Raw genomic sequence first — 25,117 nt, forward strand, 5'->3', positions numbered from 1 at the left:
AGCTCCTACAAACTCGCCTTGCAAAGGCCCGCCGCAAGTCGAAACTCACAGCTCAACCAAAGGCGGCAAAGGTGTTTCCGCTACTTCGGTTTTTGAGGCAGCACTGCACTCCAAGTGAGGCCCAGGCGTAACTCGTCAAAGCGAACAGAGAAGTTTCCGGAGTCACTGCCTGAGCGCATCATGATCCGATCAAAATCCGGCGCATTCTGGTAGCGCCTCTGGGGTTGGATGTTTTTTTCCTCAACAGCCAACGGCGGATCGACGAAGACGTCAGTCAGAAACCGTGTCTGGTCGATGCGGATCACAAACAGGTGAACCTCCGAATCGGTGGGGATGGCAAATACATCCTCCTCGTCACTCTCGGCATAACGCGCGCCATAGGAATCAGCAACGCTGAGTTCACCGGTGAAAAACTGTTCCCGGTGTTCACCCAGGTAGAGCAGCAGTCCGGAGAAGGGGCGGCTGAGGTCCTTGTCAGGCTGCTGCATCAGGAAGCTGATGTATATGATGCCGTCTTTGGGCAGCTCCTTGTCGTCGAGCACGATGGCCGCACCAACATCCTTTTCACCGGTCGTCTGCAAGCAACCGCCGGTGGTCAGTAGTGATTTGCCGTTTCGGTTGTAAACCAGCCCGTCCGAGAGCAAGGTGCCGTTTCCTGTCCAGTGGGCGATTTTCCCCGTGCCCCGGTAGTTGTTTTTTCCCAGGGGGATGGAGACTTCGCCCCCGGTATAACCTGCAAAGGAGTCGTAAACCCGCAACAATTCCGGAGTGGAGCCAGGGTCGCCGGCATTGGTCCCGTAGTGCGCTTCCACCAGGTCGACGACCTGGTCGCCGTCGGCATCTTCGAGGTTGGGGTTGATGGGGATTTTCAGTCTGCGGGCGAGGAACTCAGTGTCTAACATTCTCCCGTTTTTCAGGATCGCAGCCTGTTCACCGCCGATGAGGATGTCCTTGGCACTCTCGCCGGCCCGCGCCTTGACCAGGCCTTCGAGAACGTGGATCTCGGTGCCGGCATCGGTGCCGCTGGCGGTGACAAAGCGGGTGCCGAGGTCAACAATCTCACCCTCATCAGTATCGATGGCAAAGCCGTGTGCATACTCGGGGGCATAGGTCTGCACCCGGCCACTGTGGAGGAACACATGTTCCGGTCCGTCGATCCTGAGTTGTGCCGGACCATTGACTTCAAGCCGCGCCCCGCCGCGCATGGCGATGCCGATTTTTGAGTCCGGGGGCACGATCACCTCACCGGTCTGCAATGGTTTTCCAATCCGCAGACCCGCCGCATCCGCGATCTTGTCGGAATCCGTGATAGTGGCCACGTGGGTAGCCATTTCCGCGACTGGTGTTACCGGCACCGATTGCCGACCGAGGAAATAGGAAAGTCCAACGAGCAGGGCGACACAGGCTGCGACTGCGACACTGACCTTGGCAAAACTTCCCTGGCGTTTGTTCGTCAGGACGGGCTGGGCCACCATCGGCGTTGGGGCGGGTATCTGTCGTGCGGGAACTGGATTTACCTGGGGTGCCGCTGAAACTAACAGACCGTCCTTCATTTCCAGAGCCGTCTCGGTAAGCAGGGTGTCGAGATAGCCGTCCATGTGTTCTGGCGACTGCTCGAGCAGCTGTTGAAAATCACGTAACTCCTGTTCGGAAACTGCGTTGTTTCCGATCCGGTCGATCCAGTCCTGCCAGTCGGGGCCTGGGTGGGGGTGTTGTGAGTGATGGTCCATGAAGGTCGTTACTAGTGGGTATACCGACCCCGCGCCGATAGGTTACGCGTTTTCATCCTAGATCGGAGGATTTTTTCCGCGCCGGACGCGCTGCAGGATGCATTGCTTGAGCTGTTTGCGGGCGCGGAAGAGTTTCTGTTTCAGCGCCCCCACGCTGGTCTGCATGTGGATGGCGGTGGTATCGAGCGGGGTGCGTTGCTGGTAGCGACTGTCAACCAGCTGCTGCACGTCCTGCGGGAGAAGCTGGATGCAGTGCCGCAAGGCGTCCAGCCACGGCTCGACATCGTCTGATTTTTCCTCCGCCTTGTCGGCAAGCGATTCCAGCAGCCCGGTGTCGAGAGTGGTCCACTGCTGCTTTTTGTAACGGCTGAGGTACGAAAGGCATTCGAAGCGTGCGATGGTAAAGGCCCACGCCTTGAAGTTGGTACCGTGCTCGTAGGCGTCCTTTTTCCGGTACAGCACGATGTTGACATCCTGAAGTGTGTCGCGGGCGTCGTCGGGATTAAAAACCATCGACCGGATAAAGAAATAGATCCTCTGCTGGTGCTCCGCCACCAAGCGGTCAAACGCCGCATCCTCCGGTGCGTCGCGTGATGGTGGTGGTGGATTCTCGTGGGGCATGGACATGTCCGTGTCCGTCACTACAAACCCAACCGAACGATCCCACAAGGAGATAATACCAAAGATCGTGTTCTCCCCTGTGTCGTGAAGGGTTGCAGTACACAAAAAACCGGCTTCCTCAGGTCGTGAAGAAGCCGGTTTGTTAAGGTTGTTTGTGGGGTCGGTTACTTGCGACGGCGCAGGACCAAGGCAAGACCACCAAGGCCAAGCAGGGCTGTAGTGGATGGTTCTGGGACTACCGCGAATGTAGCGTTGTAATTGGCCCCACCGTTATTGTCCCAAACAGAACCAATATTATTGGGTTTTCCCTCCACCCAGACGGCAAGGTTGTAATTACCGTTCGTGAGACCGTGAGCAGCTATAAGATCAACTGATTTGTCAGTAGTGTTAGCACCATTGACGTCGGTTCCCCACTGATCATTCGGCGCAGTATAGAATTGGAAGTCAAAGGCAATCGTGCCTGTGGCTGTCGCGTCTCCGGATATACTATAGTGCATCGTGATGTATTGCACACCATTGCCCTCGGACCAAAGCCCGGTTTGACCACCAAGCCAGAGCGATGTTTGAAAGTCCCCAAGGTCGGCACCATTGAGGCTTTGAGCCTGTGCGCCGCCATTGAGGTTATACCAAGTAGCATCCACTCCTGCAGTCGTGGTAGAAACGTAAGCATAGCCATTAAAGATCGTGGCTGCTGAGGCGTGTGTTCCGAGGATAGTTAGAACACAACCAGAGGTCATTAGTAACTGGCGAATTTTCATATATTATATGTCTGGATTGTTGGAATTTGATTGGTCGAAAGTGAAAACCTTCACATCTGACATAGGCTTTACACTAATCGGGTGGGCAGGTTACAGCTTTTTTTCCAAAAAAAACCTTAACCAATCCAAACCATCAAATCACCTTCTGCAATGCATTGAACCGCAGCTTTTGCAACCCTCGCCATGTAACACGTGGTGCGTGGGAAGATCGTTGTTCTTCCATTTTCCCAAATAGCCAGCTGGCTCAGGTGGCGATGGAGGGAATGAGGATTTCCTTGATCCACCGGCCGTCGTGGAGGGTGACTCCGTCGGGGTCGTCGACGGCTTGTGGCGCTTCGTCTTCACAGATGATCCAGCCCCCGTAGTCCTGCTCACTGAGCCACCGGGTGATGCTGAAAAAATCGACTTTCCCCTCGCCCATCAGAGCGAATTCCGGATTGCCGTCCCAGTCCTTGTAATGGACGTGATTGATCAGACCGGAGTACTGCTTCATCTTGGCAAGCGGGTCCATACCGCCGTTGATGATGTGGCCCACGTCGGGAGTCCAGCCAGTCACCGAGCTATCCAGGCCTTCTAAAATAACGCTGTAGTCCTCCTCCGTCCGGTTCGTCGAGGTCTCGGGTGAGTTCGGGTGGAAACTGCATGGCACACCGGCATCGGTGGCGCGACGTGACACGGCGTTGACATTGGCAACGAGGTTTTTGCGACGTTGTGCGAGGTCATGGCGACCCGTCGGCAGCTGCACCGTACAAAGAAGGGCACCGGGAAAATGCTTGAGCAGCCCGATGGTTCTGGCGGCTTCGGCGGTTTCCTTCTCCGTTTCCTCGGGGTGGTTCCATTCCTGGACAAAGGCAATCGCCGCAAGCTCGATGCCATGTTCCTTGAGACAATCGGCCAGTTTCACCGGATCGGACAGATCGCCCATCCAGAAGTGCATCGGCTCGATTCCAACCATGCCGGCCCTGGCGGTGATTTCGATCATGTGACCAAGTTGATTATTCCAGTAGGAGCCCGACTCCTTCATGAACCAGGTGTAACACTCGTTGCCGAATTTCATATTTCTGGAATTATGCAACCTTGTGCTTCTCGATCATCGCCTTGGTGAAGGCGTAGCCATCGCGGCAAATATCCATGCGTGGATTGAACTCGCGCCAGACGTTGATGGCATTGGCAAAATCAACATCATCACGTGAAAATGCTTCGATATAATACCAGCCGTCATAGCCGGTTTTAGCGACCGAGCTGAAGACTTCGTCCCACGGAATATGGCCGGCGCCAGGGGTTCCTCGGTCGTTTTCACTGATATGCACATGGGTCATCACGGGTGCGATGTCAGCCACGGCACCGGCAAAGGATTTTTCCTCGATGTTGGCGTGGTGGGAGTCAAACATCCCCCTCAAATGCGGGTGATCCACCATATCGACCAGTTTGCGGAGCTGGGCCATGGTGTTGCAGAGATAACACTCGAAACGGTTCAGAGCCTCGGGCGTCAGGGTGATTCCTGCAGTGGCAGCATGTTCAGCGGCTTCACGGAGTACATCCGCGCTGCGTTTGTACTCATCCTCCTGGGGGAAATTACGCGAGAAGGTGGCAAAGGCCGAGTGAAACGGCCCGCAGATGTTTTTTCCTCCGGCGGCATGCATGTTGTCGATGGCCTCCTTGATTTTGTCGAGCCCCGCCTGCCTGACCGAGGGGTCTTCGGAGATGGGGTTCTGGTCGGGTCCCAGGCCGAGGCAGCCGTTGACCTCCATATCAATCGATTTCAGAAAATTCCCCAGCTCCACATATCCGGGCCGGTCGTCTTCGGCGAGAAAGACTTCAATGCCCTCGTAACCAATTGCCCTGAGTTCACCGATGTCTGCGTAGTGTTCATCTGTGATGTGGGTCGACCACAGATGCATGTTCATTCCGATTTTCATATTCTTTTTTATTTGGTGTAAGTGGTATTGATATCGAGCATCACGCTGAGGATGGTGTTCCAGGTCTGTTGCTGCTCCAGTGTCGCGTTTGGAAACATACAGCCATCCCAGCACAGATGTTTGATTTCCGGGCGCTGGTTGCCATTCTCATCCAGCAACCAGTAGCCGGCACACCTGGTGATGTCGAGCCGACCATTCGGGTCGTCGGCAGGACAGTGGCGGCCTGTTTGATCGTGCTTGCCGGCACCATGCACCGTGCCGTCGTTTTGGGCGACATGAAAATCATACGTCCACGGACGGAGCCGGTCGGTCATTTGCTGGTAAGCCGACCAGAATTCCTCATCCGAATAAGGTTCCTTCAACAGGGCGTGCTCACCGGCATTGTATCCCAGCAGGTAGAGGTAGCTGTGGGCGAGATCCGCTTGAAATCCGAGCCTGCCGGGCATGCCAACCTCCTCCAGAAGGTCAAGCATGTCCTTCCACGAGTGCATTCCCGCCCAACAGATTTCGCCTTCGGCGACCAATACCTCGTTGTAGTCAGCCGCAATGCTCGCGCATTCTTTGAAGGTCCCGGCTATGAGCCTCGTTCCGGCGACGGGGTCCTTCGCCCATTCCTCCACGCCGGTTGCGGAGTCAATCCGGATCGAACCATACTGTCGCACGCCATGTTGATTCAGGAGGCCGGCATAACGGCAGGCTTTTTCCATGGCCAGAACAAAGCGTTTCCTGTCCTCTACACTACCCATGGCACTACCACCGACCGCACTCTGCCAAACAGGAGCCACCACCGATCCGATCTTCAGCCCCATGTCGGCAATTTTGTCAGCCAGGCGCAGTACTTCGTCCTCGTCTGCATCGATGTCGAGATGCGGGTGAAACAAGAACAGGTCCACTCCGTCGAAAGTCTTGCCTTCGACATCGCTGTTTGTTGTGAGTTCAAGCATCCGGTCCAGACTGACGGGCGGTTCAGCAGAGCCCACTTCCTTGCCCACCAGTCCGGGCCACATTGCGTTATGTAGTTTCCAACCCATTGTTACATTTTTCCTGGATGCATTTTCTTGTTACCCTGTTACTCACTTCGCTGCCTCAAGCAACGTCCTTTGAATGGCGTAGTAGGCGGGTTTGGGTTTAAAGTCATCGTAGAGAATACAGCCATTCCACGCTTTTGTTTTCACCCACTGGTCGCCGTCGCTGATGTTCCAAACATTCCAGGTGACTACGCCGGTGTGCCGCTTTTCAAGGAGTATGCTGAGTATTGCGGCGAAGGTATTTGCCTGCGCCTCGTAGTCCTTTTTATCTTTCCGCAACCAGACATTGTTCTCCGTGACATGAAACGACAGCTTGTTCGCATGTGCCCAATCGATCAACTCACGCAAGCGCCGCTCGTTGCCGGGCTCCCGTTCCCAGCCCACATTCACATGCGCCTGCCAGCCGATGCCATCAACGCGCAAGCCATGCTTTCTCAGGTAAGGAACAAGGGCCTTTACCTTGTCCCACATCGGTTTTTCCATGCTGCCATGCTGGTTGATAATCAGCTTGGTGTTAGGTGCTTGTCTGGTGGCAATCTCGAATGCCATCTTGATATAAAGCGGAGGGCGGAGGGGGTCGCTTTCATCATAGCCGATCTTCGGCCACGGGTTTTCCCATTTGTCGGTGCCGGGTTTCGGACCAAACCACTCGCCGTTGGTGGAGACGGTTTCATTGACCACATCCATCCACTTCACGTGTTTGTAGTGATCGTATCGCTTACAAAGCGCCGTCATAAACTCAGCCAGGTTTTGCTGGAGTTCGGTAGCCGTACGATCATCGTGCATTGCCCATCGGGAACATTGCGGACTGATGGGCCCGTGTAATCGGATTACCTGCTTATTACCAGCACAGCGTTTTACCCAGGCGTCTGAATTTTTCCAATTCCACTTGTTAGGCGATGGATGGATGTAGGGCTGTTTGAAATCGTTTTCGGGTGTCACGTAGCTGAACTCCCGGTCGAGCACGATTCCCGATCCACGTTCCAGCTTTCCCCAACCTGTCGTGCCGCCAATATAGACGTTGCCCTCCGCATATTTCTCCGCGACAATGTCTTTCAGACGCTTTCCAGAGGGCACGGGTGGCACCGCTGGTAAAGCTGCAGTTAGTAGAACCACAGCACTAACAATTATAATAATTATACTCTTCATTTGTCAATCAGCTTGTATTTTCTGCGATAAATCAAACGTGTTTCCCCGCCGGCCCATGGTCATATTCCATGTGTCGAATGGCAAACCCATGCTCTTGATGAATCCCTCTGAACTCTCCACCACTGACGAATCCTGCATCCACAACCAGGTTCTTGTTTTTACAGAACCAGACTGCGCGCTTTAACGACTCGACACCGTAATCTGACTTCGCATGCCGTTCCCGCCACCAAGTCGCAATCCGGTCGTATTGTCCAGCTGTTTGATCAGGCTTCATCACTTGTTCCCATTCAAGCTATTTGCTGCTTGTTTTGTGTCGACTCAATTCACCGCTTCTTTCTGTCTGGCTACATAGCAGCATTATACATCCGACCATACCATCCCCCCGTGGTATTGCTCGCCATTCGTTATCATCCTGAAAATGCCAATTCGATAAGCCGGATAACAGACTCAGAGCAGCGGAAGTCAATCTGCACCTGACGGTTCGCATACCTGGTAAGTATCATCTGCAACTCGACCGGCGTACCCGAGTCATTGATTTGAAACAGGTATGTTGCTGACCGATTTCTCTTAAGCTCAACCAGCCGTTGTAGCACCCTGTCCAGATGCATGGCTTCCAGCCCATCAATCATCGGGAACATTTGCCTCAAACGAGGAGTAAATTCATCTACCTCCCCTTGGAATATACAATGTGCATGAGGTAAGATGATATCATTCTCACCGGCTTCACCCAAATCCTGCTCAAGTGGTGATTTAAACAAGCGGTCGGCTATGGCCTCGACCCCCTTCTCAATGAGTAAACCTACAATCCCGAATCTTGCGATGAACATGCTGCTCCTTGAATGGAGGGTTAAACCATGACCGTCAACGCAAGATGAATGCCGATGGCTAAGGCCTACACTACCAATCCCCCAACGATACCTACTGCATACGTTTAATATTGAGCGGTTTTCAACATTACCAGCGTACACGCTTCAACTACTTCGATCCCCTCAGCCCGCAACCCCTTTTCCAGGACAGCGTCCTCAGTACCAGGGTTGAAAATCACCCTGCCGGGCTTCAGGGCTATCAATTTCTCTATCATGGTAGACAAAATTTCCGGCCTAACATAAATTGTCACCGTATCTATAGGCGGGAGCTCATCATTCAGATCGGTGATTACTGCCACACCATCAATTTCACCCCCGCTCGGATGATAGGGCAGCACCGTGTGCCCGGCAGCAGTCAAGGCCTTCTGTGCCATATTTGAATACCTGTCCTCTCTCGGGCTTGCTCCGATGATTATCGTTGTCCGGTTCATGCAGCTCAATCTACCACCACAACCCAGGAGATCAAACATCAAACCACTCGTCATTCGGATCAAATGCAGGTACCGGGATATTTACAATTTTCAGGTTTCCTAATGCCCGATGTCTACACCCCGGCTTTATCAATACCGCGGTCATAGGCCTGACCTGCACCCGCTCGCCGTCTAACTCCAAATACCCCTCCCCTTCGAGCACCAAATAGATTTCCGTTAGCCTTTTATGGTAATGGGATTTGCTGTCTTCCGATATATCCACCAGATGGATCGACGCCACATCATTGTCCCCACAGACAAATGCCCGTCTAGTCATTCCACACGGGCATCGGGTGGGCTCTATTTCGTCAAGGTGTTCAACAAGGTATTTTTTCATCGTTGTAATCGACACACACCTCAAAGCTAAGGCCAGTTGGATGGGGGGACGACGGGGTGCCGCCTAGCCACCGGTTTTGGGAGTGCGTTTTTTGCCGGTTTTGACGGCGGGTGTTGCGTTACGCATGTTAGGTTTGCCGCTGTCTTTTGGGGCATTTTGCTGTTGCTGCATTTGTTCGGCACGCTCGGCCATGCGTTCCATGAAGGACTTTTTACCGGGCTTGCCAGGTTTGCTGCGTTTGGTCAACTCCGGCTCGGGCAGCCTGTTGGTGAGCCATGTCTGGCCGATGGAGAAGATGTTCTGGGTGGTCCAGTAGAGTGCGAGCGCGGAGGCGAAGTTATAACAGAAGAAGAAGAACATCAGCGGCATGAACATCATGATGCGCTGCTGCATTTTATCGCCGGTCTTCGGTGTCATCCTCATCTGCAAGACCATGGTGACGGCCATCAGGATGGGCAGGAGGTTGATGGGGAGCTGGTTGCCTAACAGCGGCAGGTCGAAGGGCAGGTGAAAGACGTGCAGGGTATCGGGCATCGACAGGTCATCGACCCAGAGGAAACCCTGTCCACGGAGTTCGACCGCATACTGGAGCATACGGTAGTAGCCGAAGAAAATGGGGATCTGCAGGAACATCGGCAGACAGCCACCCATCGGGTTGATCTGGTATTCCTTGTAAAGCTTCATCGTTTCCTGGTTCAGCTTGTTGGGATTGTCCTTGTACTTCTCACGCATGTCCTTCATCATCGGCTGAAGCTTGCTCATACGCTTCATGGTGCGTGTGGACTTGTTGTGCAGTGGCCAGATAACGATGCGGATCAGGATGGTGAGTGCGATGATCGAGAGACCCCACGCCCACTTGTTGGCGGTTTTGGAAAAGACACCATCATGGAGCCAGTTGAGCACATTGTTGAGGACCACACTGACGGGGGTGAACCAGCCGTAGTTCATGACCTCGGATGTGCCGGCCTCCATTTTCTTAAGCACGCTGTAGTGCTTGGGGCCGATGTAGATGGAGTAGGCAAAGTTGGCGAGTTCACCGGGGGCGAGACGGCGGTCGGGCATGGAAAAACCGGAGCGCACGGCATACTTGGGGCTTTCCGGATCATCACCGGGGATACGGACCTTCTCGGACCTTGCCCAGATGGTGGAGGCGTATTTGCCGGACGGGCGGATGAGGGTGGTGAAGAACTGGTTGGAGACACCGGCGAACTCCAGGTCTTCCGCGCTTTCCTGGAACAGGGGGCGTGCACCGCGGAAGAATCCTTTTTTAAACCAGCTGCTGTCTTTGTTGGTGAGCGAGCCGTCGTCGAGGTAGAAGGCACCGCCCTGGTTCTCCCATTCGCGCGGGTGGAGGGGGGATGCGGCGCCTGCGTAGAGTGAGTAGTTCGCCAGATTGGCGATGCCGGTGCCGGTGTTGACGATGGTGATGTCGAGTTTCAGCATCCATGGGGCACCGGCCAGGTTTTCGTCCTGCACGAGTGACCATTTTTTGGTGATCTTCAGGCCATCGGGTGTGGTGGCCTCACAGAAGACGGCATTGTCTCCCGTGACGAGATCGTAATAGGAGGTGAGGTATTCGTCCGGGCCGCTGCAGATGGTGCCGATGGGTGCGGGTGAGTGCTGGTTGAGAACCACCTTTTCCGTGGTCGAGCCGACCGCCATCTGGTTGAGCATGGTGGCCGTCTTGATACCGCCGCCGTGGGAGCTGATGGCAAACCTCGCCACCTCCTGTCCCTTTTTGTTTTTGGTGGTGAGGTATTCGATATTCTCACCGACGGTTTCGACCGGGGGCTCCTTGACGAGCCCGCCCTTGCCTTTTCCTGTCGGTGGGGTGGCGCCGTCAGCACCGGGTGTCGCTGCGCCCGCCGGGGTACTGGCGCCGTCCGGATTGGCCGTTTGTTCCGTTTGATCGGCGGCGGGGGTGTCTTTCTTGGGCGGCTCGGGTCTGAAGTAGAAGTTCAGCGCGAGGAGAATTCCGCAGATTGTGAGTATGATCCATCCTTTACGGTCCATGGTGAATTAGTTATCGGTTAATAGTTATCGGTTATTGGAAAGAGTCGGTGGCTCGGACGAGCCGGGGAGACTATTTTTCTGTGTGCGTTTTTGGAGGGACGGGGTCGTCGCCGCAGCCGCCCCAGGGATGGCAGCGGCAAATGCGGCGAATGCCAAGCCATGATCCGCGGTAGGGGCCGTGAATGTGAACAGCCTGGAGAAAGTAGTTTGAGCAGGTGGGGTGAAACCGGCAACCGGAATTTGGTCCGGCAACGGCTTTGAGGATAGGGTTGAGGAATTTCTGGTAGAGGCGGATGGCTCCGTGGATCAGGTGGCTGAGGGTTGTGGCAAGGAGTTTCAACGGATCGGGAGGCGAGGGTCAGGGAGCGGGGGTCAGGAGGGCCAGTCGACGGGCTTGTTTGAGCCAGTCTTTTTCCAGTTCGTCGAAGGTGGCCTGTGGTGCGCGCCAGCGCAAGACGGTAACGACATAGCGGTTTCCATGGTCGTTGTTGATTAGGTGGAAGTGCTTGGTGAGGATGGCCTGGATGCGGCGGCGAAGGAGGTTGCGGGTGACGGCGTTACCAATTTTGCGGGTGACGATGACACCGGTCTTGTGGTGCGGCAGTTGCGGATCGCTCAGGGTGCTGAGCACGAGGTAGGCACCGCCCTTGGCTTCGCCCTCCGTGCGAGTGCGGGCGAACTCCGCCTGGCGTGTCATGCTGTATTTTCTGGTAAGGCGCATGATGACGAGGGGGCATGATACCTGTGATCTTCTCCTGAGACGTAGAAACGGCCACCTGTGGGAGGGTGGCCGTGGAAAATTACTCACTGTGCGTCGATCAAGCGGGATACCCTTGAGGCTGCCGTTAAGCGGCCTTCGTGTGCTGCTTGACGTGGCGCTTGAAGTGGATCTCGGCACCCTTAGGGAGAAGACGCTTACGGCCTTTCTGGCGACGGCGGCGGAGGCAGTCACGACCAGCTTTGGTGCTCATGCGTGCGCGGAAACCGTGTTGGCGTTTACGGGTGCGCTTGGATGGTTGGTAGGTGCGTTTCATGGTGAAAGAGGTTAATGGTTAAGATTTTCGCCTTGGGCGGGCGGGCAAACTAGGGATTTTCCGCCTCTTGTCAACCCGGCATTCACAAGGAATTGCAATTTTCTTAAAAAAAACTCCACAGAGCAGCCCAAATGATGCTAAAAAGCGGTCGTAAATGCCAAGCAACGACGCACCCATCAAAGAGGCCGCGCAGCGACAGAACGTCCGCGTTGAGCCCGCCACCATCGAAGACTTGCCGGAACTCGTCCAGCTCGTGGAGGAGCTGATGATGCTTCAGGGTGAATTTGTACCCAATCCCGAAGCACACGAGCGCGGTGTCGCCTTGATCCTTGAGCAGCCGAACCGGGGCCGTATTTTCGTCCTGCGCAATGACGACCGGATATTCGGGATGGTCAACCTGCTGTTCACCATCTCCACGGCTATGGGCGGACTGGTGATTTTGCTTGAGGATTTTGTGATCCATCCGAAGCACCGGGGCCAGGGGTATGGCTCGATGCTGCTGGACTACGTGGCTGATTTTGCGAAAAAGAAAAACTTCAAGCGCATTACCCTGTTAACGGACAAGATGGGAACCGACTCACAGAATTTCTTTAAAAAGGAAGGTTTTGAGTACTCCAACATGATCCCGATGCGCAGGGTCATCGATTGATGGTCAACAGGCCGGCGGTTTTTTAAATATTTTTCCGGGAGGTGCCTGGTCGTCGCATGGTCGGCTGGCTTTGCTCTGGTGAGTTCAGGTTATAAAACTCCCAGCTAACAATACCTGAGACAGCAAGGACCGGGCTAGCGTCTTTTTCCGAGACCCTCCATACCAGTTCGGCCGTGATGGCATGGACAGCGCGTCCTCCCGGCGCATCCTGGCCGAAGCGATGCCGCAGGATTTTCCCGGCAGCGGAGTCTCTGGCCACCGCAACCACATGGGTTTCCCTGTCATAGCCCGGACAGTGGATGCGATACCAGTCGTGGTTCCTCAAGTGCGGGGCATACACATTCTTTACCAGTGACGGCAGGACCGGGTACACCATCAAACGGAATACACCATGTGATTCCGTATGCGGACTGTCGATAAAGCGGGAGAGCAAGCGGTGCCTGGTCTGGACGAAAACCGGCCAGTCGAGCGTAATGCGGTCGTCATTTCCCCGTTTAAAAAAAGCGCAGATGTTCTGTTGGTTTCCCGCCCGCAGACGACCGCTCTGGGCCGCCAATTCAAGAAACGAGGGGGAATCGAGGGCAAGCTGGACACGGATGGGCATGAGTGGACGGAACACCGCGTCCTCCGGCGGTGTGTCGGGACGTTGGTAGTACATCAAATAAATACCATTGTCGGTAAAGCTCTTGGGCAGTGGTTTGACGACAAAGGCCGTGGCTTGCACCACATCGTATGCGTTGCGAGGTGGTTGGTACTCCGGCAGTAGCGCGTGGGTTTCGCGGGTGGGGGTTACGTAGAGCAATTGCTGGTTTGTGTCTCCCTCCGCCCGCAGGTACTTGTCGAGCACGTTTCTTGCCTCCATTTCCCATTCTGGTTTTGCCTTGGCGCCATGGCTGGCGGCGGTGGCAGCCTGGTCATGGGTCGATGTAGGAGTGCCGTTGATGGCAAGACTCCAGATGATCAGCCCGATGAGTCCCACGGCCAGTACCATGGCCGCTGGGACGGCGAGTCGGGTGAGTTTGTTGGTGTTACTGTCTTGACGGAGCACAGCCTCGCTCCACGAGGTCTCACTGGTGATCGGCTCGGTGATGGGGGCCGTGCTTTCCTCATCGCGGTCAGCATCGGTTTGCCTGGGTCTGAGTTGGGTAGGGCAACCGGGTGGGAGCGAGGGGGTGGTCGACTGTTTGGTAAAGACGACGGAACTGCTGCCTGGCTCCTGCCGGGGTGCCGCGAGGGTGGTGTCAGGGGCCTCCATGGGTAATTCCACCTTGGGTAAGACATCGATGGCGGGCTCCAACCGGACCGGTGCATCATCCTCGACGGGGGGGAGGAGTTTCGTCCGGTCCCTCACTGGTTTGCCAGCGCCTGCGTTGGGGGCCGGCATCGCCGGTATGTCGTTACTGGGCATGAACGGGTGGAGAGGGGGGGGTTGTTGACTGGCTGATTGCGGGACCGGCCAGTGACGACGCACAAATTTCGATCCAGCCAGTCGGCTCATGCTGGTGGGCGCAGAGCACATCCACCTGATGCAGGCCCTGCTGCTGCAAGGAATTGCCAACGGCAAGCGTGGCGATGTCGGGGTGGTTACAATCCGAGCTCAGGTGGCTCAACATCACGACCTTGAGTTTATCACAGGCGATTTCCGCTAGAAGGTCCGCCGTTTGGTTGTTAGAAAGATGACCGTGCCGTGATGCGATTCGCTGTTTGGTGGCCCATGGCCTCTTGGTGTCCTGATCGAGCAGTGCCTGGTCGTAGTTCGCCTCGATGTAGATACCATCACAGCCCCTGAGCTGCTCCCTCATGAGGTGGGTGACGTGGCCCACATCACTGACCATGCTGAGCCGGGTGTTGTTGCCTGTGAGGACAAACCCGACGGGTTCGGCGGCGTCGTGGGGGATACGGAACGCGTTGACAACGAGATCACCAAGGTCGAATTCCTGGCCGCTGCGGAAAATTTTCCACGGGATGGCGCTTTTCATTTTATGGCTGAGGGCTTCGCGAGTCAGGGCGTTGGCAAAAACCGGCACCTCGCGCTTCCGCAAAAGAACATCAATCCCGCGTGCGTGGTCGCTGTGTTCGTGGGTCAGCAGGATGGCGTCCAGTTGATCCGGAACCACACCGAGCATTTCCATGCGTAACACCAATTGCTTGGCACTCAGGCCGGCATCCACCAGGATATGGGTCGAGCCACAACGGACCAGGGTGGCATTTCCACCGCTTCCGCTACCCAAAACCGCCATGTCAATGCCCTGTGTTTTCCCCTGTGGAACCATGCGTTGCAGTGTGCGCCCGAATACCCCGACATTCAAGTGTGGAGTGAGTCTTGTGTGCTTGCGCCGGGGGTTTGCTTATCCGGAATCGATGGATTAGACCTTGTTAAATTGGAAATCTTAGACCAGATTCCGCCCATGAACATCACACAGATCCTACTTGGCTCAACCGCTGCCATGCTGCTGGCGGCGTTGATTCTTTCCTACAGTGCGATGAAGGGTGGCGAAGGCGAGGATAGCCGCAGGCACTCGGCAACCGAGCTGATGCAGGAAAACGCGCGTCTTCAAGCGGAAATCACGCGCCTACGCACAGGCCAGCCGACACCAGCGACAGCGCCCGAGGTCGACGCACCCGACAGCATGTCGAAAGAAAAGCTTCGCGAGATCGAAGAGCAAAACCGGCTGCTCCAGGAGCAATTTGCCGCTGAGAAGAAAAAACGCGAGCAGGCGGAGGCCGAGACCCTCGCCATGACCGAACGCCAGTCCGGCAAACTGAACAAGGAGGAGCGCCGCGCCAAAATGATCGCCCAGGCGATGCTCATGGCACAGGTTTCAGAGGTCGCCGAACAGGACGGCATCCATGTGATCGTGATCGATGTCAAAATGCGTGAACACGTCCGCGTGGGAACCGAGCTCGCCATCCGCCGTGGCACCGGAATCATCGGTCGGCTATCAGTATCCAGGATCGATGAGGGCGGCAACTACTTTGCCGACCCGCTGAACGGATCCTTTCCGGGCGGAAACATCGATGTCAAGGTCGGGGACGAGCTGATTGTCCCGCCGCTCTAGTAACAAGGGTAAAAAGGCACATGCCATCCCCGTTAGGAAATTGTGTCATCACCATTTGCAATAAACGGGAGCAATCCTAGTATTACACCCCATGCGTATGATAACTTGGAAAAACCACCTCCTGCCCGCGCAGTCGTTGAAGCCCCTGGCCGTCTTGTCAGCCGGGGCCGCCCTGATTGGCCTGGTTCCCCAGACGGGTATGGCAGGGGGACAACCCGATACGGAGGCTGTGATCGCCGCCGCGTCGGGTTCTGTCGCCGACAACAGCGGCTATCTAACATTTTTTCTCGACAACGACCTGTTTACCGGCACCGATGCCAACTACACCAACGGTGGACGCCTATCATACATCACCGAGGCCAAGCCGGTGATCAATATTCCGTTTGTACAAAAAAACCTGCACCTGTTAAGTGGTGATACGGACAGTGCTCACTGGACGCAGAAAATATGGGGGTTTGAGACGCCCCGTGAAGTTGAATACAGCTATGGCTTCGCGTTGACCCAGATGATGTTTACCCCCGAAACACGGGAGACCCTGACACCACCACCCGGCGAACATCCCTACGCCGGATGGCTGGGCATCGGTTTTTCGCTTCATGCGCGTGACTCGAAAGCCCTGAATTCCGTGGAGATCTCCTTTGGTGTGGTCGGACCTCATTCCTACGCCCATGAATCGCAGGACTTCATCCATGACCTGTTGGATGTTGAGAAATTCAACGGCTGGGACAGCCAGATCCCGGAGGAGTTCACCATCAACGTGGATTTTAACCAGCGGCGGCGGTGGACGCTGCTCGATGATACCGATCTTCCGTTAGGTCTGGAAATCGACGGTTTCCATGAAACCGGATACTCCCTGGGAAACTACCTGACGGCTGCGCACGTCGGCGCCATGGTCAGGATGGGCTGGAACCTGCCGGTTGAGTTTTCAGACCGCCGCCTGACTACCTCCGCCCACACGCAGAAACTCTACAGTGACGAAGACGTTAACACCAAGGCCTGGTCGTGCTACGTGCTGGCGGGCGCGCGCGGCACGGGCATCCTCCACGACATCACCCTCGACGGCCCCGTGTTCAGGAATTATGACACTGGGGTCGACAGGGAGCCGTGGGTAGGCGAGCTCTACGCCGGCTTTGGTGTCCGCTACCGCAGATGGGAGGTCGGCTACGTGCATACCTACCGCACCAAGCGATTTAAAACCCAGAGGTCTCCGCAGGAGTTTGGGTCCATCGCTATCAGGACGCGGTTCTAACACAGAGCTTGCAACGTGATTTCTACCCGCCGATTTTCCGTATTGTGGCTGTGGGCTGTGGTTTCCACACTTCCCCTGCACGCCGCAAAAGACAGCTACCGTGAAGGTGGGGTGACCTACCACCGGCCGGCGACACTCAAGGCATCCGACCTGGAAGGTTTTGCAAAACTCTCAGAGCCGCGGCGCAAGCTCATTACCACCGCGCTCGGGATAGCCAGCAACAACAAGTGGCTGAAATACAAATTCGGCGGCGCCTCTCCATCGGCTGGCGGTTTTGACTGCTCGGGTGCCATGTACTACGTGTTGCGCAAGGCGGGTTACCCAGCACCACGCACCTCCGCCCAGCAGTTTGTCTGGACCAGGGACGCCAACAACATCACCCGGGTCGATGGCTACCCTCAATCACCCGACCACAAGGCCTTTTCCAAACTGACACCCGGCGACCTCGTCTTCTGGAGTGGCACATACACCCCGACGGATGGCCGCAGCGTGAAGATCACCCACGTTTCAATCTATCTCGGCAAGGAAAAAGACGGTCGGCACGTCATGATCGGCGCCACCAGGGGCAGGAGCTACCGGGGGAAAAGGGGGGACGGTTACGGCGTCTATGATTTCCAATTGCCGAGGGCGGGTAGCAAGTCACGCTTTGTCGGGTTTGGTCCGCCGCCCGGGTTGACCGCTAGGTAATGTGGCGGGTTCATCAAAATTGACGATGTTTAGGTTGAAAGGGGGAAAGACGCTACCAAGTATGGTAATCGTCCCATGAAACGAACTTCTTCACTCATATTGTCGGCGCTGTGCTTTGCGCTTTGCACAGGATTACAGGCTGCTGAAAAACCGAATATCGTGATTATTTACGGCGATGACGTCGGCTTTGGTGACCTCGGTGCTTATGGTGCCAAACTCATCCCCACCCCGAATCTCGACCAACTTGCCAGGCAGAGCCTCAGGTTCACCGACGGCCACTGCTCGGCCGCTACCTGTACCCCTTCACGCTTTTCCCTGCTGACAGGTATCCACGGGTTCCGCCACGGTGTCCACGTACTGCCTCCCAACGCGCCGATGAAGATCAAGCCCGAGATGTTCACCCTGCCGCAGATGTTAAAAAAGGCGGGTTACTCCACAGCGGTGATCGGCAAGTGGCACCTCGGTATCGGTGACGGCAATACTCCCGTCGATTGGAATGGCGATGTCAAGCCCGGCCCCCTGGAAATTGGTTTCGACTACTCGTTCCTGCTCCCCTCGACCAACGATCGCGTCCCCTGCGTCTACCTCGAAAACCATCGTGTTGTCGGACTCGATCCAAAAGACCCCCTGTATGTTTCTAACAAAAAGCCCGAAGGCTTCACCGGCACCGTTTACCCCGACGGAAAAAAAGACCGGGCCGCCATGACCTACTATCAAAGCACCCACGGTCATAATAACTCCGTGATCAACGGTATCGGTCGCATCGGTTACATGTGGGGTGGCAAATCCGCTCTCTGGAACGATGAAACGATGGCGGACGAGTTTGTGAAGCAGGCGAAAAAATACCTCGCCTCACGCAAAGGCAAACAGGAGCCGTTTTTCCTCTACTGGGCCGCTGCGGACATCCACGTGCCCCGCGCCCCCAACCCTCGCTTCAGGGGCAAATCAAAACTTTCCTACCGAGGCGATGCCATGGTGCAGCTCGACTGGTGTGTGGGTGAGATCACCCAGGCACTGGAGGATAACGGCTTCGCCGACAACACCATCGTGATTTTCTCAAGCGACAACGGCCCTGTCTACGATGACGGTTATGAAGACGGCACCAAGGTGCATACCTCGACTAAGGAAAACGACCGCGGTCACGACGGCTCCGGCCCCTATCGTGGTGGCAAGTACCAGATTTACGAAGGCGGCACCCGCGTTCCCTTTACCATCCGCTGGCCTGGAAAAATCCAACCCGGCACCTCCAGGGCGCTGTTCAGCCAGATCGACCTGATGGCCTCGTTCGCCGATCTCGTCGGCGTTGCACTGGAGGCTGACCAGGGTATCGACAGCCGCAACATGCTTCCCGCCCTTCTCGGCAAAGATCCCAAGGGCCTCGCCTCGATGATCGAAGAAGCCGGTGGAGTGGCTCTCCGTCAAGGCCCATGGAAATACATCCAGCCGAGAAAAGCCAGGAAAGGAAACAAAGGTAAACCCGCCAAACAGCCCAAAGGCGAACTCTACAACCTAGACGACGACATCGGCGAACAAACCAACATCATCGACAAACATCCGGAGCGCGCCAAAGCCATGGACGAGCTGCTGCAAAAAATGGTTAAGTCTACCAAGGGAGTGCGTGACGCCGTGGGTAAGTAACCCGCCGGACGTGGCGGCGGTTTTCAACCGCCTCGCCCAACAACTTCCCCCGAGCCACCCGCACGTCATCAGGAATGTAATTGCAAGGTGTGGGCAAATCGCGGTTTAGCTTGCCAGCACCGTACATCGCCTTGGAGTGCGCGGACCCCGACGCCAGGAGGGCTCTGCGCTTTGGATTCTGGTGCGGCGCCACTACGCCATAAACCTCCCAACCGCCAATACGCATGTAAGCGAAAGAAAAGGTGCAGTTTTAAAGAGGACGAACCTGAGTCTACGAGGCCGAGCGTCAGGGAGAATCAAAAGCGGTGATTCACATCCCCGCACTCCCAAAGTGCAGGCACCTGCCCACGCCCCACATCATCAGGCTGGACGGACGATCTAGGATTTACCACTATGCCGGCAGTATGAAACCTGGCAAATACTCTCCTGTGATAGCCACCCTGGCGATCCTGTCACTCTCCTACAGCTCCCTCTGCGCCCGGGAATCCGAGCCCAAAGCCCGACTCGGCATCAACCTTGCAGGCCCCGCCGACTGGAACACCGAGCTGCCCTTCGTCGATGTTTTCCGGATGTCCCGACCATGGATCAGCCAACGAAAAGGCCAGGCATGGGGTAAAGGCCCCGCTCTCCAGCTCGATCAACACGGCTGGGTAAAACAACTCGAACCCGACTGCTGGGCCGAAACCCCGCTCTGCACCATCGAAGGAAACCATTACCCGTCCGGACGCTATCACGTGTATTTCGAGGGTGAGGGAAAACTGGCCTTCGCTGGTGCTGCCAAAACGCTATCCGAGGCAAACGGGCACATGATCATTCAGGCGGACGCCTCCAAAGGCGCCATCTGGCTCAGGGTGATGAAAACAAACCCTGCCAACTATGTAAGAAATATTCGCGTGGTGATGCCCGGCTTCGAAAAAACCTATCAAAGGCAACCCTTTCACCCCGCCTTCCTCAAACGCTGGAACGGCGTTACCTGTATCCGCTTTATGGACTGGATGCATACCAATGGCTCGAACGTAAAAACCTGGTCGGATCGACCCAAACTAACAGATGCCACCTATTCCAAGAAAGGCATCGCCCTCGAGCGCATGATCGAGCTCTGCAACCTTCAACAAGCCGATGCCTGGTTCTGCATGCCCCACCAGGCAGACGACGACTACATCCGCCGGTTTGCAGAAATGGTGAAACAGAGGCTCGATCCCGGGCTGAAGATCTACATCGAATACTCCAACGAGGTTTGGAACGGTATATTTGCACAGCATAAGTATGCGCAGAAACAGTCTGCGCTGTTAGGTCTGGGAAACAAAGACCGGCCATGGGAAGGCGCGGGAATGTACTATGCCCAGAGGTCGGTGGAGATTTTCAATCTCTGGGAAAAGGTGTTTGGCGACAGCAATCGCCTGGTCCGTGTCCTCGCCTGGCAGGCGGGCAACACATGGTGGATGGAAAACATCGTACTCACCCACAACGACGCCTGGAAACAGGCGGATGCACTCGCCATCGCTCCCTACATGGGTATGAACGTCCCGCAAAACGGAAACAAGCTCACGGCGTCACAGGTCGCTGGATGGTCGGTGGACCAGGCGCTGGCTCATTTGGAATCGGTTTCCCTGCCACGATCCATCAAGGCGATCCGGGATTCCAAAAAAGTCGCCGACAAGTACAAACTCAAACTCATCGCCTACGAGGGCGGCCAGCACATGGTCGGTGTCGCCGGCGGAGAAAACAACCAGAAGATGACAGACCTCTTTATCGCCGCCAACCAGCACCCGGGGATGGGGAAAATCTATCAGAAATACCTCACCGCCTGGGATACGGAAGGGGGTGGCCTGTTTGCAAGCTTCTCATCTGTAGGCAAGTGGACCAAATGGGGCAGCTGGGGCGCCATGCAGTATTACGATGACGATCCCGGCAAAGCCCCCAAGATGAAAGCCATCACCGACTGGGCACGCTCCAAAGGCCAAACCATGACAGCCGAATAGCCAGTTGGCGATTGAATGACGACCCGCACTGGCCCCCATGATTTAAGGCTGGGAAAAATGGTCGTGACCCGTTACCCTGCGTCCCAATCCTCTCGTATTCTAGGATATCCTACCCACGGCCATGAAATCCCACACCTACTTCAACCCCGGTTTTTTAAGCCGCCTGTTTTGCGTTGTCATCATCGCAACCCTCTGCCTGCCCACAGGACTCGATGCCAAAAACAACAATAAAAACAAAAACAAGAACAAGCAGCCCGCCTCGAAAAAAGGCGCGGCCTCGGAGCTTCCCAAAATCAATTCCGTTAAAAAAGACTCCATCGTCTTCAATGGCAAGATCTATTACTTCGCCGATAACATCAAAGTCTTTATCAACGGTGAGGAAGGAACGACCGGTCAGCTCAGGGCAGGTATGCAGGCACTGGTTTCCGCACGGATTCATACCTACGGCAAAGACGGTGCGGATAACACCTACATCGCGACACGTATCACCGCACGGGTAGACAACAAACTCGCCGAAAAGGCCAGGGCCGCGAACAAAAAGGCGGCAGACGCGGCCAAGAAGCAGAATCAGAAAAACAATAAGAAGAATAACAAAAGGAGGTAGTGGAATCCCATGCACGCTCGCTCCATTGCAGTGACAAGCTAGTTGATCCGACTCCGCTCCCTTTGCCTGAACGGAAGCAAAAGCAATCCGTACAACACACAAGCTATCACGTTCAGCGTGACCAGATACCAGGGATATGGCCCCATGTAGTCGAACAGGGTCGGCACACCGGGTTTGCCGTTGAGGAAACCATAGTTGGTTCCTAACAGGGCATTCAACCCGATGACGATAGCCATATAAACCCAGCCCCAGAGCACGACCCGGATGAAGGTGCCCTTTTCCGGTTTGAGGCCGAGCCCGAAGACAAGCGTCAGTGCCGCAACCGGCACGCCGCCGTGCTGCAGGAAAAAGGCATAGTATTCCGGCGCATCCCAATTGAAGTAGAGCGTGGGTGTGATCATCCCCTGCAAGGTCCCCGCCACCCCCCAGAGATAGCCGAGCTCGGTAAGCCTCTGGCTGCGGCGGAAAAGTGCCACCGCCAACACAATCGCCACCACGTCACAGAGGTAGAACGGGTACGAGTTGTCGTGAATCATTTCCAGGGCCTGCCCCACCGAGCCGTCGATTCCACGGGAGTAACGCAAACAGTTTGTCAGCGGATCGGCCAGCACACTGAGGATGAGCAAAATGCCGAGACCAATTTCGACCCTGCGTTTGATGGTGTCGGACACCTTTGACCGCTCGAACACAATCAAGCCCACGGCCGCGACCGCCGTCGCTGCCAATGCCGCCCAATGCGAAACTCCAAATGCCGTAAATTCCCTGCTGTCCATGATGGCTGGGTGGGGATTGTTTCATTGATGGTACCATGTTAAAATCAAAAAACAGTGATTCGTCGGCTAATTTCCACTGGAAATAGAGTTTGCTTTCAGACACTCATAGTAGTAAACTGACTCCGCGTGTTATTTTCAGCACCATGAAACTCGTAAAGAACATCATCACCGCTTTCCTGGCGCTGCTACTGGTCAACCCGGCCTGTTGCTGTGCTTTGAATGGGTGTGGTTCCGCAACTGAGAAAACACCTGTTCGATCATGCTGCGGCGGGTCATCCGAGGATCAGGGTGATGATGAATCCCCCTCCAAGAACGACCACCAATGCATGTGCTCGCTCAACAAGCAGTATACAGAACAAGGGAAAACAGATCTTCATAATCCGGTCTATGCACTCCTTCCCGAGCCTTGTGTTGTTACGATACCAACGGATCCATGTGTACCCATACGTGTGGTGAAGCCACCACGGACAACACACGACCCTCCTGGGGTTTCACTCCGTATTCTCTATTCAGTTTTCCGCCTTTGATAAACGGAACCTATCCGCGTGCCCCTGTGTCATCGGGCATCCCTGCGGATCTATGGATGACTGGTGAACTGTCCACGCGTTAGTTCGTTAGTGTATATTTCATCAACATCGCACCGGGCCACAATAGCCCGATTGCGGCGGTCATCTACGCGATTATCAGGACATTTGTGCCCACGACCACAGGCTGATCAAACAGCAGTCCAGCGTCCTCGTGCCCGCGTATCTGCATCATTCAAAAACAGGCGCGATTTTCACAATAACAACCAACCCAATATCAATTCCATGAAAACAAAAAAATACATCCAATTGGCCGCTATTCTCATTTCTGCTCCTCTTATACTCACCTCATGTGGGGAGAAAAAAACAGAGGGCGGCACCGGAAAAGCCGATACCGAAAACCCAGCCGTCAAACCCTACCCGCTCGATACTTGTGTCGTTTCCGGTGAGGAACTTGGCTCCATGGGCGATGCCTACGTCTTCGTCCATCAAGGCCAGGAAATCAAAATGTGCTGCAAAAAATGCCTCAAGAAATTCAACGCCGACCCAGACAAATACCTGGCCATGTTGAACAAGGGAAAAGCTAGCACCGATGCTCATGATCATGAGGATCACAGTGGCCACAACCACGAGTAAATATTCGAATTGGTCCCCGGGGGGTTATCCCCGGGGGCCACAATACTCTAACTCCATCAAAAAATGAAAATCCCCACCCTCTTTCCCGGTATCGTCATTGTAGCCCTGTCAGGGTGCCAGACACCGAGCTCTAACGATAACAGGTCACCGGGTTCGATCGATTTGTCACCAGTGCCCACGCAAGCAGCCCACTACAGCATACCATCCAGTGCCGGCGTAGAGCAGCTTGTTTCCCATGCCCTGCAACATCACCCGGCACTCGTTGCCGCAGGCCAGAAAATAAATCGACTCCAAGCCAAAGTCGCACAGGAACAAGCATTACCCGATCCCAAGGCCAGGATCAGTGCAGGCAGTCTTGCTGAGACAGCCGCTGGACAAGTTGATGCCATGGCAGGTGTCGAACAAGCGATCCCGTTTCCCGGCAAACGACGCGCCAAGGCAAATGCAGCCCAGAAAGAAGCTGACGCCGCCAGAGCGGAACGGGAAAACCTGAAACTCCGCATCGCCGAGCGCGTCCGTTTTGCCTACTGGGATTACTACCTTGCAGCTCAAAATCAACGTATCAGCCGCGAGAGCAAAGAGGTTTTAAAAACCATCGAAGAAGTCGTTCAGGCACGGGTCAAAGCCAACCAAGGAACCCAGGCCGACCTGCTCAGAATTTCCACTGAGATCAGCAAGGTTGATCAACAACTCATTGCTGCGAGGCAGCAAACAGGCAGCGCCAAGGCCACGCTGAACGCATTGCTTAATCGTCCTAGCCATTCCAGCTTACCATATCCCAAACGCTCCTCTGTTCCTTCTTCCAGCAAGCTTGACAGTCTCATCGCAAGAGCTGAGTCAGCCCATCCCAGCGTCAAGGCAGGTCAGGCACGCCTTACTGCTTTCCAACATCGGCTCCGCAATGCAAAGCTCGATGCCTATCCCGATTTTCTGATCGGCGCTCAACACTCGTGGGTCTCCGAATCAGGTCTGTCACCCGTCGCCAATGGTCATGATCAAACCATGTTCACTCTCGGTATGACCCTTCCTCTCTGGCAAAAACCACGCCAGGCAAAAATCCGCGAAGCCGAGGCGGGTATTGCAGAAATGCAGGCAAGCATTGCCAACTCGCGTGCAGAACTCCGCCAACGTGTCGAAGATGCATGGTTCCGAGCCAACTCATCACGGGAAATGATTGCCTTGTTCGATACCCGGCTCATCCCCGATGCCCAGCAAGCTCATGAGTTGGCACTGCAAGCCTACAGCGTAGGCACCCAGTCGTTCGTCGATGTAATCGATACCTGGCGACTCCTGCTCAAATTTCAACTCCAGCAAGAAGGTAATCGTGCCTCATTAGGAAAAGCCTCTGCTTCTCTCAGAAGTGCTGCCGCCATTCGTTAATCCCACTAACC

General features: G+C 55.4%; 26 protein-coding genes. 9 read left to right on the forward strand and 17 right to left on the reverse strand.

Annotated features, from left to right (window positions below):
* Positions 1-80 precede the first annotated feature (80 nt).
* From H7A51_12705 to rpmH, 14 genes are all read right to left on the reverse strand, one after another.
* The gene (locus H7A51_12705) at positions 81-1,730 is read right to left on the reverse strand and encodes a FecR domain-containing protein (protein MCP5537072.1); all 1,650 of its coding nucleotides are present in this window, start codon (positions 1,728-1,730) and stop codon (positions 81-83) included.
* A 57-nt stretch (positions 1,731-1,787) separates the two neighbouring features.
* A complete protein-coding gene (locus tag H7A51_12710; GenBank protein ID MCP5537073.1) occupies positions 1,788-2,351 on the reverse strand; it encodes a sigma-70 family RNA polymerase sigma factor in 564 nt (187 codons plus the stop codon).
* A gap of 164 nt (positions 2,352-2,515) precedes the next feature.
* Positions 2,516-3,109, reverse strand: coding sequence for a PEP-CTERM sorting domain-containing protein (locus H7A51_12715; protein MCP5537074.1), 594 nt, complete (start codon positions 3,107-3,109; stop codon positions 2,516-2,518).
* A 244-nt stretch (positions 3,110-3,353) separates the two neighbouring features.
* Positions 3,354-4,166, reverse strand: a complete 813-nt coding sequence (locus tag H7A51_12720) for a sugar phosphate isomerase/epimerase (GenBank protein ID MCP5537075.1) — start codon at positions 4,164-4,166, stop codon at positions 3,354-3,356.
* Positions 4,167-4,176: 10 nt separating this feature from the next.
* On the reverse strand, positions 4,177-5,028 hold the full coding sequence (locus H7A51_12725) for a sugar phosphate isomerase/epimerase (GenBank protein ID MCP5537076.1): 852 nt from the start codon (positions 5,026-5,028) through the stop codon (positions 4,177-4,179).
* An 8-nt stretch (positions 5,029-5,036) separates the two neighbouring features.
* A complete protein-coding gene (locus H7A51_12730) occupies positions 5,037-6,035 on the reverse strand; it encodes a TIM barrel protein (protein MCP5537077.1) in 999 nt (332 codons plus the stop codon).
* 66 nt (positions 6,036-6,101) lie between these two features.
* Positions 6,102-7,133 (reverse strand): endo-1,4-beta-xylanase, encoded by a 1,032-nt coding sequence (locus H7A51_12735; protein MCP5537078.1) that lies wholly within the window; start codon positions 7,131-7,133, stop codon positions 6,102-6,104.
* Positions 7,134-7,612: 479 nt separating this feature from the next.
* Positions 7,613-8,032 (reverse strand): hypothetical protein, encoded by a 420-nt coding sequence (locus H7A51_12740; protein ID MCP5537079.1) that lies wholly within the window; start codon positions 8,030-8,032, stop codon positions 7,613-7,615.
* 104 nt (positions 8,033-8,136) lie between these two features.
* The gene (locus tag H7A51_12745) at positions 8,137-8,502 is read right to left on the reverse strand and encodes a CoA-binding protein (protein ID MCP5537080.1); all 366 of its coding nucleotides are present in this window, start codon (positions 8,500-8,502) and stop codon (positions 8,137-8,139) included.
* Between the two features lie 31 nt (positions 8,503-8,533).
* Positions 8,534-8,878, reverse strand: coding sequence for a cupin domain-containing protein (locus tag H7A51_12750; GenBank protein MCP5537081.1), 345 nt, complete (start codon positions 8,876-8,878; stop codon positions 8,534-8,536).
* A 63-nt stretch (positions 8,879-8,941) separates the two neighbouring features.
* Positions 8,942-10,891 carry a membrane protein insertase YidC gene (yidC, locus tag H7A51_12755; protein MCP5537082.1) on the reverse strand — a complete coding sequence of 650 codons (1,950 nt, stop codon included), beginning with the start codon at positions 10,889-10,891 and terminating at the stop codon, positions 8,942-8,944.
* A gap of 70 nt (positions 10,892-10,961) precedes the next feature.
* Entirely contained in the window at positions 10,962-11,231 is a 270-nt protein-coding gene (gene yidD, locus H7A51_12760; GenBank protein ID MCP5537083.1) for a membrane protein insertion efficiency factor YidD, read from the reverse strand.
* Positions 11,232-11,249: 18 nt separating this feature from the next.
* Positions 11,250-11,612, reverse strand: coding sequence for a ribonuclease P protein component (gene rnpA, locus H7A51_12765; protein MCP5537084.1), 363 nt, complete (start codon positions 11,610-11,612; stop codon positions 11,250-11,252).
* A gap of 124 nt (positions 11,613-11,736) precedes the next feature.
* Positions 11,737-11,925 (reverse strand): 50S ribosomal protein L34, encoded by a 189-nt coding sequence (gene rpmH, locus H7A51_12770; protein ID MCP5537085.1) that lies wholly within the window; start codon positions 11,923-11,925, stop codon positions 11,737-11,739.
* Positions 11,926-12,079: 154 nt separating this feature from the next.
* Between rpmH and H7A51_12775 the strand changes: the two genes are divergently transcribed.
* Positions 12,080-12,574 (forward strand): GNAT family N-acetyltransferase, encoded by a 495-nt coding sequence (locus H7A51_12775; protein MCP5537086.1) that lies wholly within the window; start codon positions 12,080-12,082, stop codon positions 12,572-12,574.
* A gap of 22 nt (positions 12,575-12,596) precedes the next feature.
* Here H7A51_12775 and H7A51_12780 read toward each other — a convergent pair whose 3' ends face one another.
* Together H7A51_12780 and H7A51_12785 are read right to left on the reverse strand one after the other, a co-directional pair.
* Positions 12,597-13,982, reverse strand: coding sequence for a hypothetical protein (locus H7A51_12780; protein MCP5537087.1), 1,386 nt, complete (start codon positions 13,980-13,982; stop codon positions 12,597-12,599).
* Entirely contained in the window at positions 13,972-14,883 is a 912-nt protein-coding gene (locus H7A51_12785) for an MBL fold metallo-hydrolase (GenBank protein MCP5537088.1), read from the reverse strand. Before H7A51_12785 ends, H7A51_12780 begins: the two co-directional genes overlap by 11 nt.
* A gap of 99 nt (positions 14,884-14,982) precedes the next feature.
* Here H7A51_12785 and H7A51_12790 point away from each other — a divergent pair, with 99 nt between their 5' ends.
* From H7A51_12790 to H7A51_12815, 6 genes are all read left to right on the forward strand, one after another.
* Entirely contained in the window at positions 14,983-15,633 is a 651-nt protein-coding gene (locus H7A51_12790) for a hypothetical protein (GenBank protein MCP5537089.1), read from the forward strand.
* Between the two features lie 91 nt (positions 15,634-15,724).
* The gene (locus tag H7A51_12795; protein ID MCP5537090.1) at positions 15,725-16,882 is read left to right on the forward strand and encodes a lipid A deacylase LpxR family protein; all 1,158 of its coding nucleotides are present in this window, start codon (positions 15,725-15,727) and stop codon (positions 16,880-16,882) included.
* A gap of 15 nt (positions 16,883-16,897) precedes the next feature.
* A complete protein-coding gene (locus H7A51_12800; protein ID MCP5537091.1) occupies positions 16,898-17,569 on the forward strand; it encodes a C40 family peptidase in 672 nt (223 codons plus the stop codon).
* Between the two features lie 75 nt (positions 17,570-17,644).
* A complete protein-coding gene (locus tag H7A51_12805; protein MCP5537092.1) occupies positions 17,645-19,207 on the forward strand; it encodes an arylsulfatase in 1,563 nt (520 codons plus the stop codon).
* A gap of 404 nt (positions 19,208-19,611) precedes the next feature.
* On the forward strand, positions 19,612-21,189 hold the full coding sequence (locus H7A51_12810; protein ID MCP5537093.1) for a hypothetical protein: 1,578 nt from the start codon (positions 19,612-19,614) through the stop codon (positions 21,187-21,189).
* A gap of 121 nt (positions 21,190-21,310) precedes the next feature.
* On the forward strand, positions 21,311-21,793 hold the full coding sequence (locus H7A51_12815) for a hypothetical protein (protein ID MCP5537094.1): 483 nt from the start codon (positions 21,311-21,313) through the stop codon (positions 21,791-21,793).
* A gap of 38 nt (positions 21,794-21,831) precedes the next feature.
* On the opposite strand, the gene H7A51_12820 is transcribed toward H7A51_12815, so the two are convergent.
* Positions 21,832-22,566, reverse strand: a complete 735-nt coding sequence (locus H7A51_12820) for a TIGR02206 family membrane protein (GenBank protein MCP5537095.1) — start codon at positions 22,564-22,566, stop codon at positions 21,832-21,834.
* Between the two features lie 809 nt (positions 22,567-23,375).
* Here H7A51_12820 and H7A51_12825 point away from each other — a divergent pair.
* Positions 23,376-23,726, forward strand: a complete 351-nt coding sequence (locus tag H7A51_12825) for a hypothetical protein (protein MCP5537096.1) — start codon at positions 23,376-23,378, stop codon at positions 23,724-23,726.
* Between the two features lie 63 nt (positions 23,727-23,789).
* Positions 23,790-25,106 carry a TolC family protein gene (locus H7A51_12830; GenBank protein MCP5537097.1) on the forward strand — a complete coding sequence of 439 codons (1,317 nt, stop codon included), beginning with the start codon at positions 23,790-23,792 and terminating at the stop codon, positions 25,104-25,106.
* The last annotated feature ends 11 nt before the right edge of the window (positions 25,107-25,117 follow it).

The organism is Akkermansiaceae bacterium (assembly GCA_024233115.1).
In the GTDB taxonomy this organism is placed as follows: Bacteria; Verrucomicrobiota; Verrucomicrobiia; order Verrucomicrobiales; family Akkermansiaceae; genus Oceaniferula.

Bases quoted from the DNA above. Each gene is read 5' to 3' on its own strand.
- H7A51_12725 (MCP5537076.1), bottom strand. From the start codon at position 5,028: ATGAAAATCGGAATGAACATGCATCTGTGGTCGACCCACATCACAGAT.
- H7A51_12730 (MCP5537077.1), bottom strand. From the start codon at position 6,035: ATGTGGCCCGGACTGGTGGGCAAGGAAGTGGGCTCTGCTGAACCGCCC.
- H7A51_12820 (MCP5537095.1), bottom strand. From the start codon at position 22,566: ATGGACAGCAGGGAATTTACGGCATTTGGAGTTTCGCATTGGGCGGCA.
- H7A51_12715 (MCP5537074.1), bottom strand. From the start codon at position 3,109: ATGAAAATTCGCCAGTTACTAATGACCTCTGGTTGTGTTCTAACTATC.
- H7A51_12830 (MCP5537097.1), top strand. From the start codon at position 23,790: ATGAAAATCCCCACCCTCTTTCCCGGTATCGTCATTGTAGCCCTGTCA.
- H7A51_12710 (MCP5537073.1), bottom strand. From the start codon at position 2,351: ATGCCCCACGAGAATCCACCACCACCATCACGCGACGCACCGGAGGAT.
- rnpA (MCP5537084.1), bottom strand. From the start codon at position 11,612: ATGCGCCTTACCAGAAAATACAGCATGACACGCCAGGCGGAGTTCGCC.
- H7A51_12720 (MCP5537075.1), bottom strand. From the start codon at position 4,166: ATGAAATTCGGCAACGAGTGTTACACCTGGTTCATGAAGGAGTCGGGC.
- H7A51_12805 (MCP5537092.1), top strand. From the start codon at position 17,645: ATGAAACGAACTTCTTCACTCATATTGTCGGCGCTGTGCTTTGCGCTT.
- H7A51_12810 (MCP5537093.1), top strand. From the start codon at position 19,612: ATGAAACCTGGCAAATACTCTCCTGTGATAGCCACCCTGGCGATCCTG.
- H7A51_12790 (MCP5537089.1), top strand. From the start codon at position 14,983: ATGAACATCACACAGATCCTACTTGGCTCAACCGCTGCCATGCTGCTG.
- H7A51_12775 (MCP5537086.1), top strand. From the start codon at position 12,080: ATGCCAAGCAACGACGCACCCATCAAAGAGGCCGCGCAGCGACAGAAC.
- H7A51_12745 (MCP5537080.1), bottom strand. From the start codon at position 8,502: ATGAACCGGACAACGATAATCATCGGAGCAAGCCCGAGAGAGGACAGG.
- H7A51_12780 (MCP5537087.1), bottom strand. From the start codon at position 13,982: ATGCCCAGTAACGACATACCGGCGATGCCGGCCCCCAACGCAGGCGCT.
- H7A51_12815 (MCP5537094.1), top strand. From the start codon at position 21,311: ATGAAATCCCACACCTACTTCAACCCCGGTTTTTTAAGCCGCCTGTTT.
- H7A51_12795 (MCP5537090.1), top strand. From the start codon at position 15,725: ATGCGTATGATAACTTGGAAAAACCACCTCCTGCCCGCGCAGTCGTTG.
- H7A51_12825 (MCP5537096.1), top strand. From the start codon at position 23,376: ATGAAAACAAAAAAATACATCCAATTGGCCGCTATTCTCATTTCTGCT.
- yidC (MCP5537082.1), bottom strand. From the start codon at position 10,891: ATGGACCGTAAAGGATGGATCATACTCACAATCTGCGGAATTCTCCTC.
- rpmH (MCP5537085.1), bottom strand. From the start codon at position 11,925: ATGAAACGCACCTACCAACCATCCAAGCGCACCCGTAAACGCCAACAC.
- H7A51_12750 (MCP5537081.1), bottom strand. From the start codon at position 8,878: ATGAAAAAATACCTTGTTGAACACCTTGACGAAATAGAGCCCACCCGA.
- H7A51_12705 (MCP5537072.1), bottom strand. From the start codon at position 1,730: ATGGACCATCACTCACAACACCCCCACCCAGGCCCCGACTGGCAGGAC.
- H7A51_12740 (MCP5537079.1), bottom strand. From the start codon at position 8,032: ATGTTCATCGCAAGATTCGGGATTGTAGGTTTACTCATTGAGAAGGGG.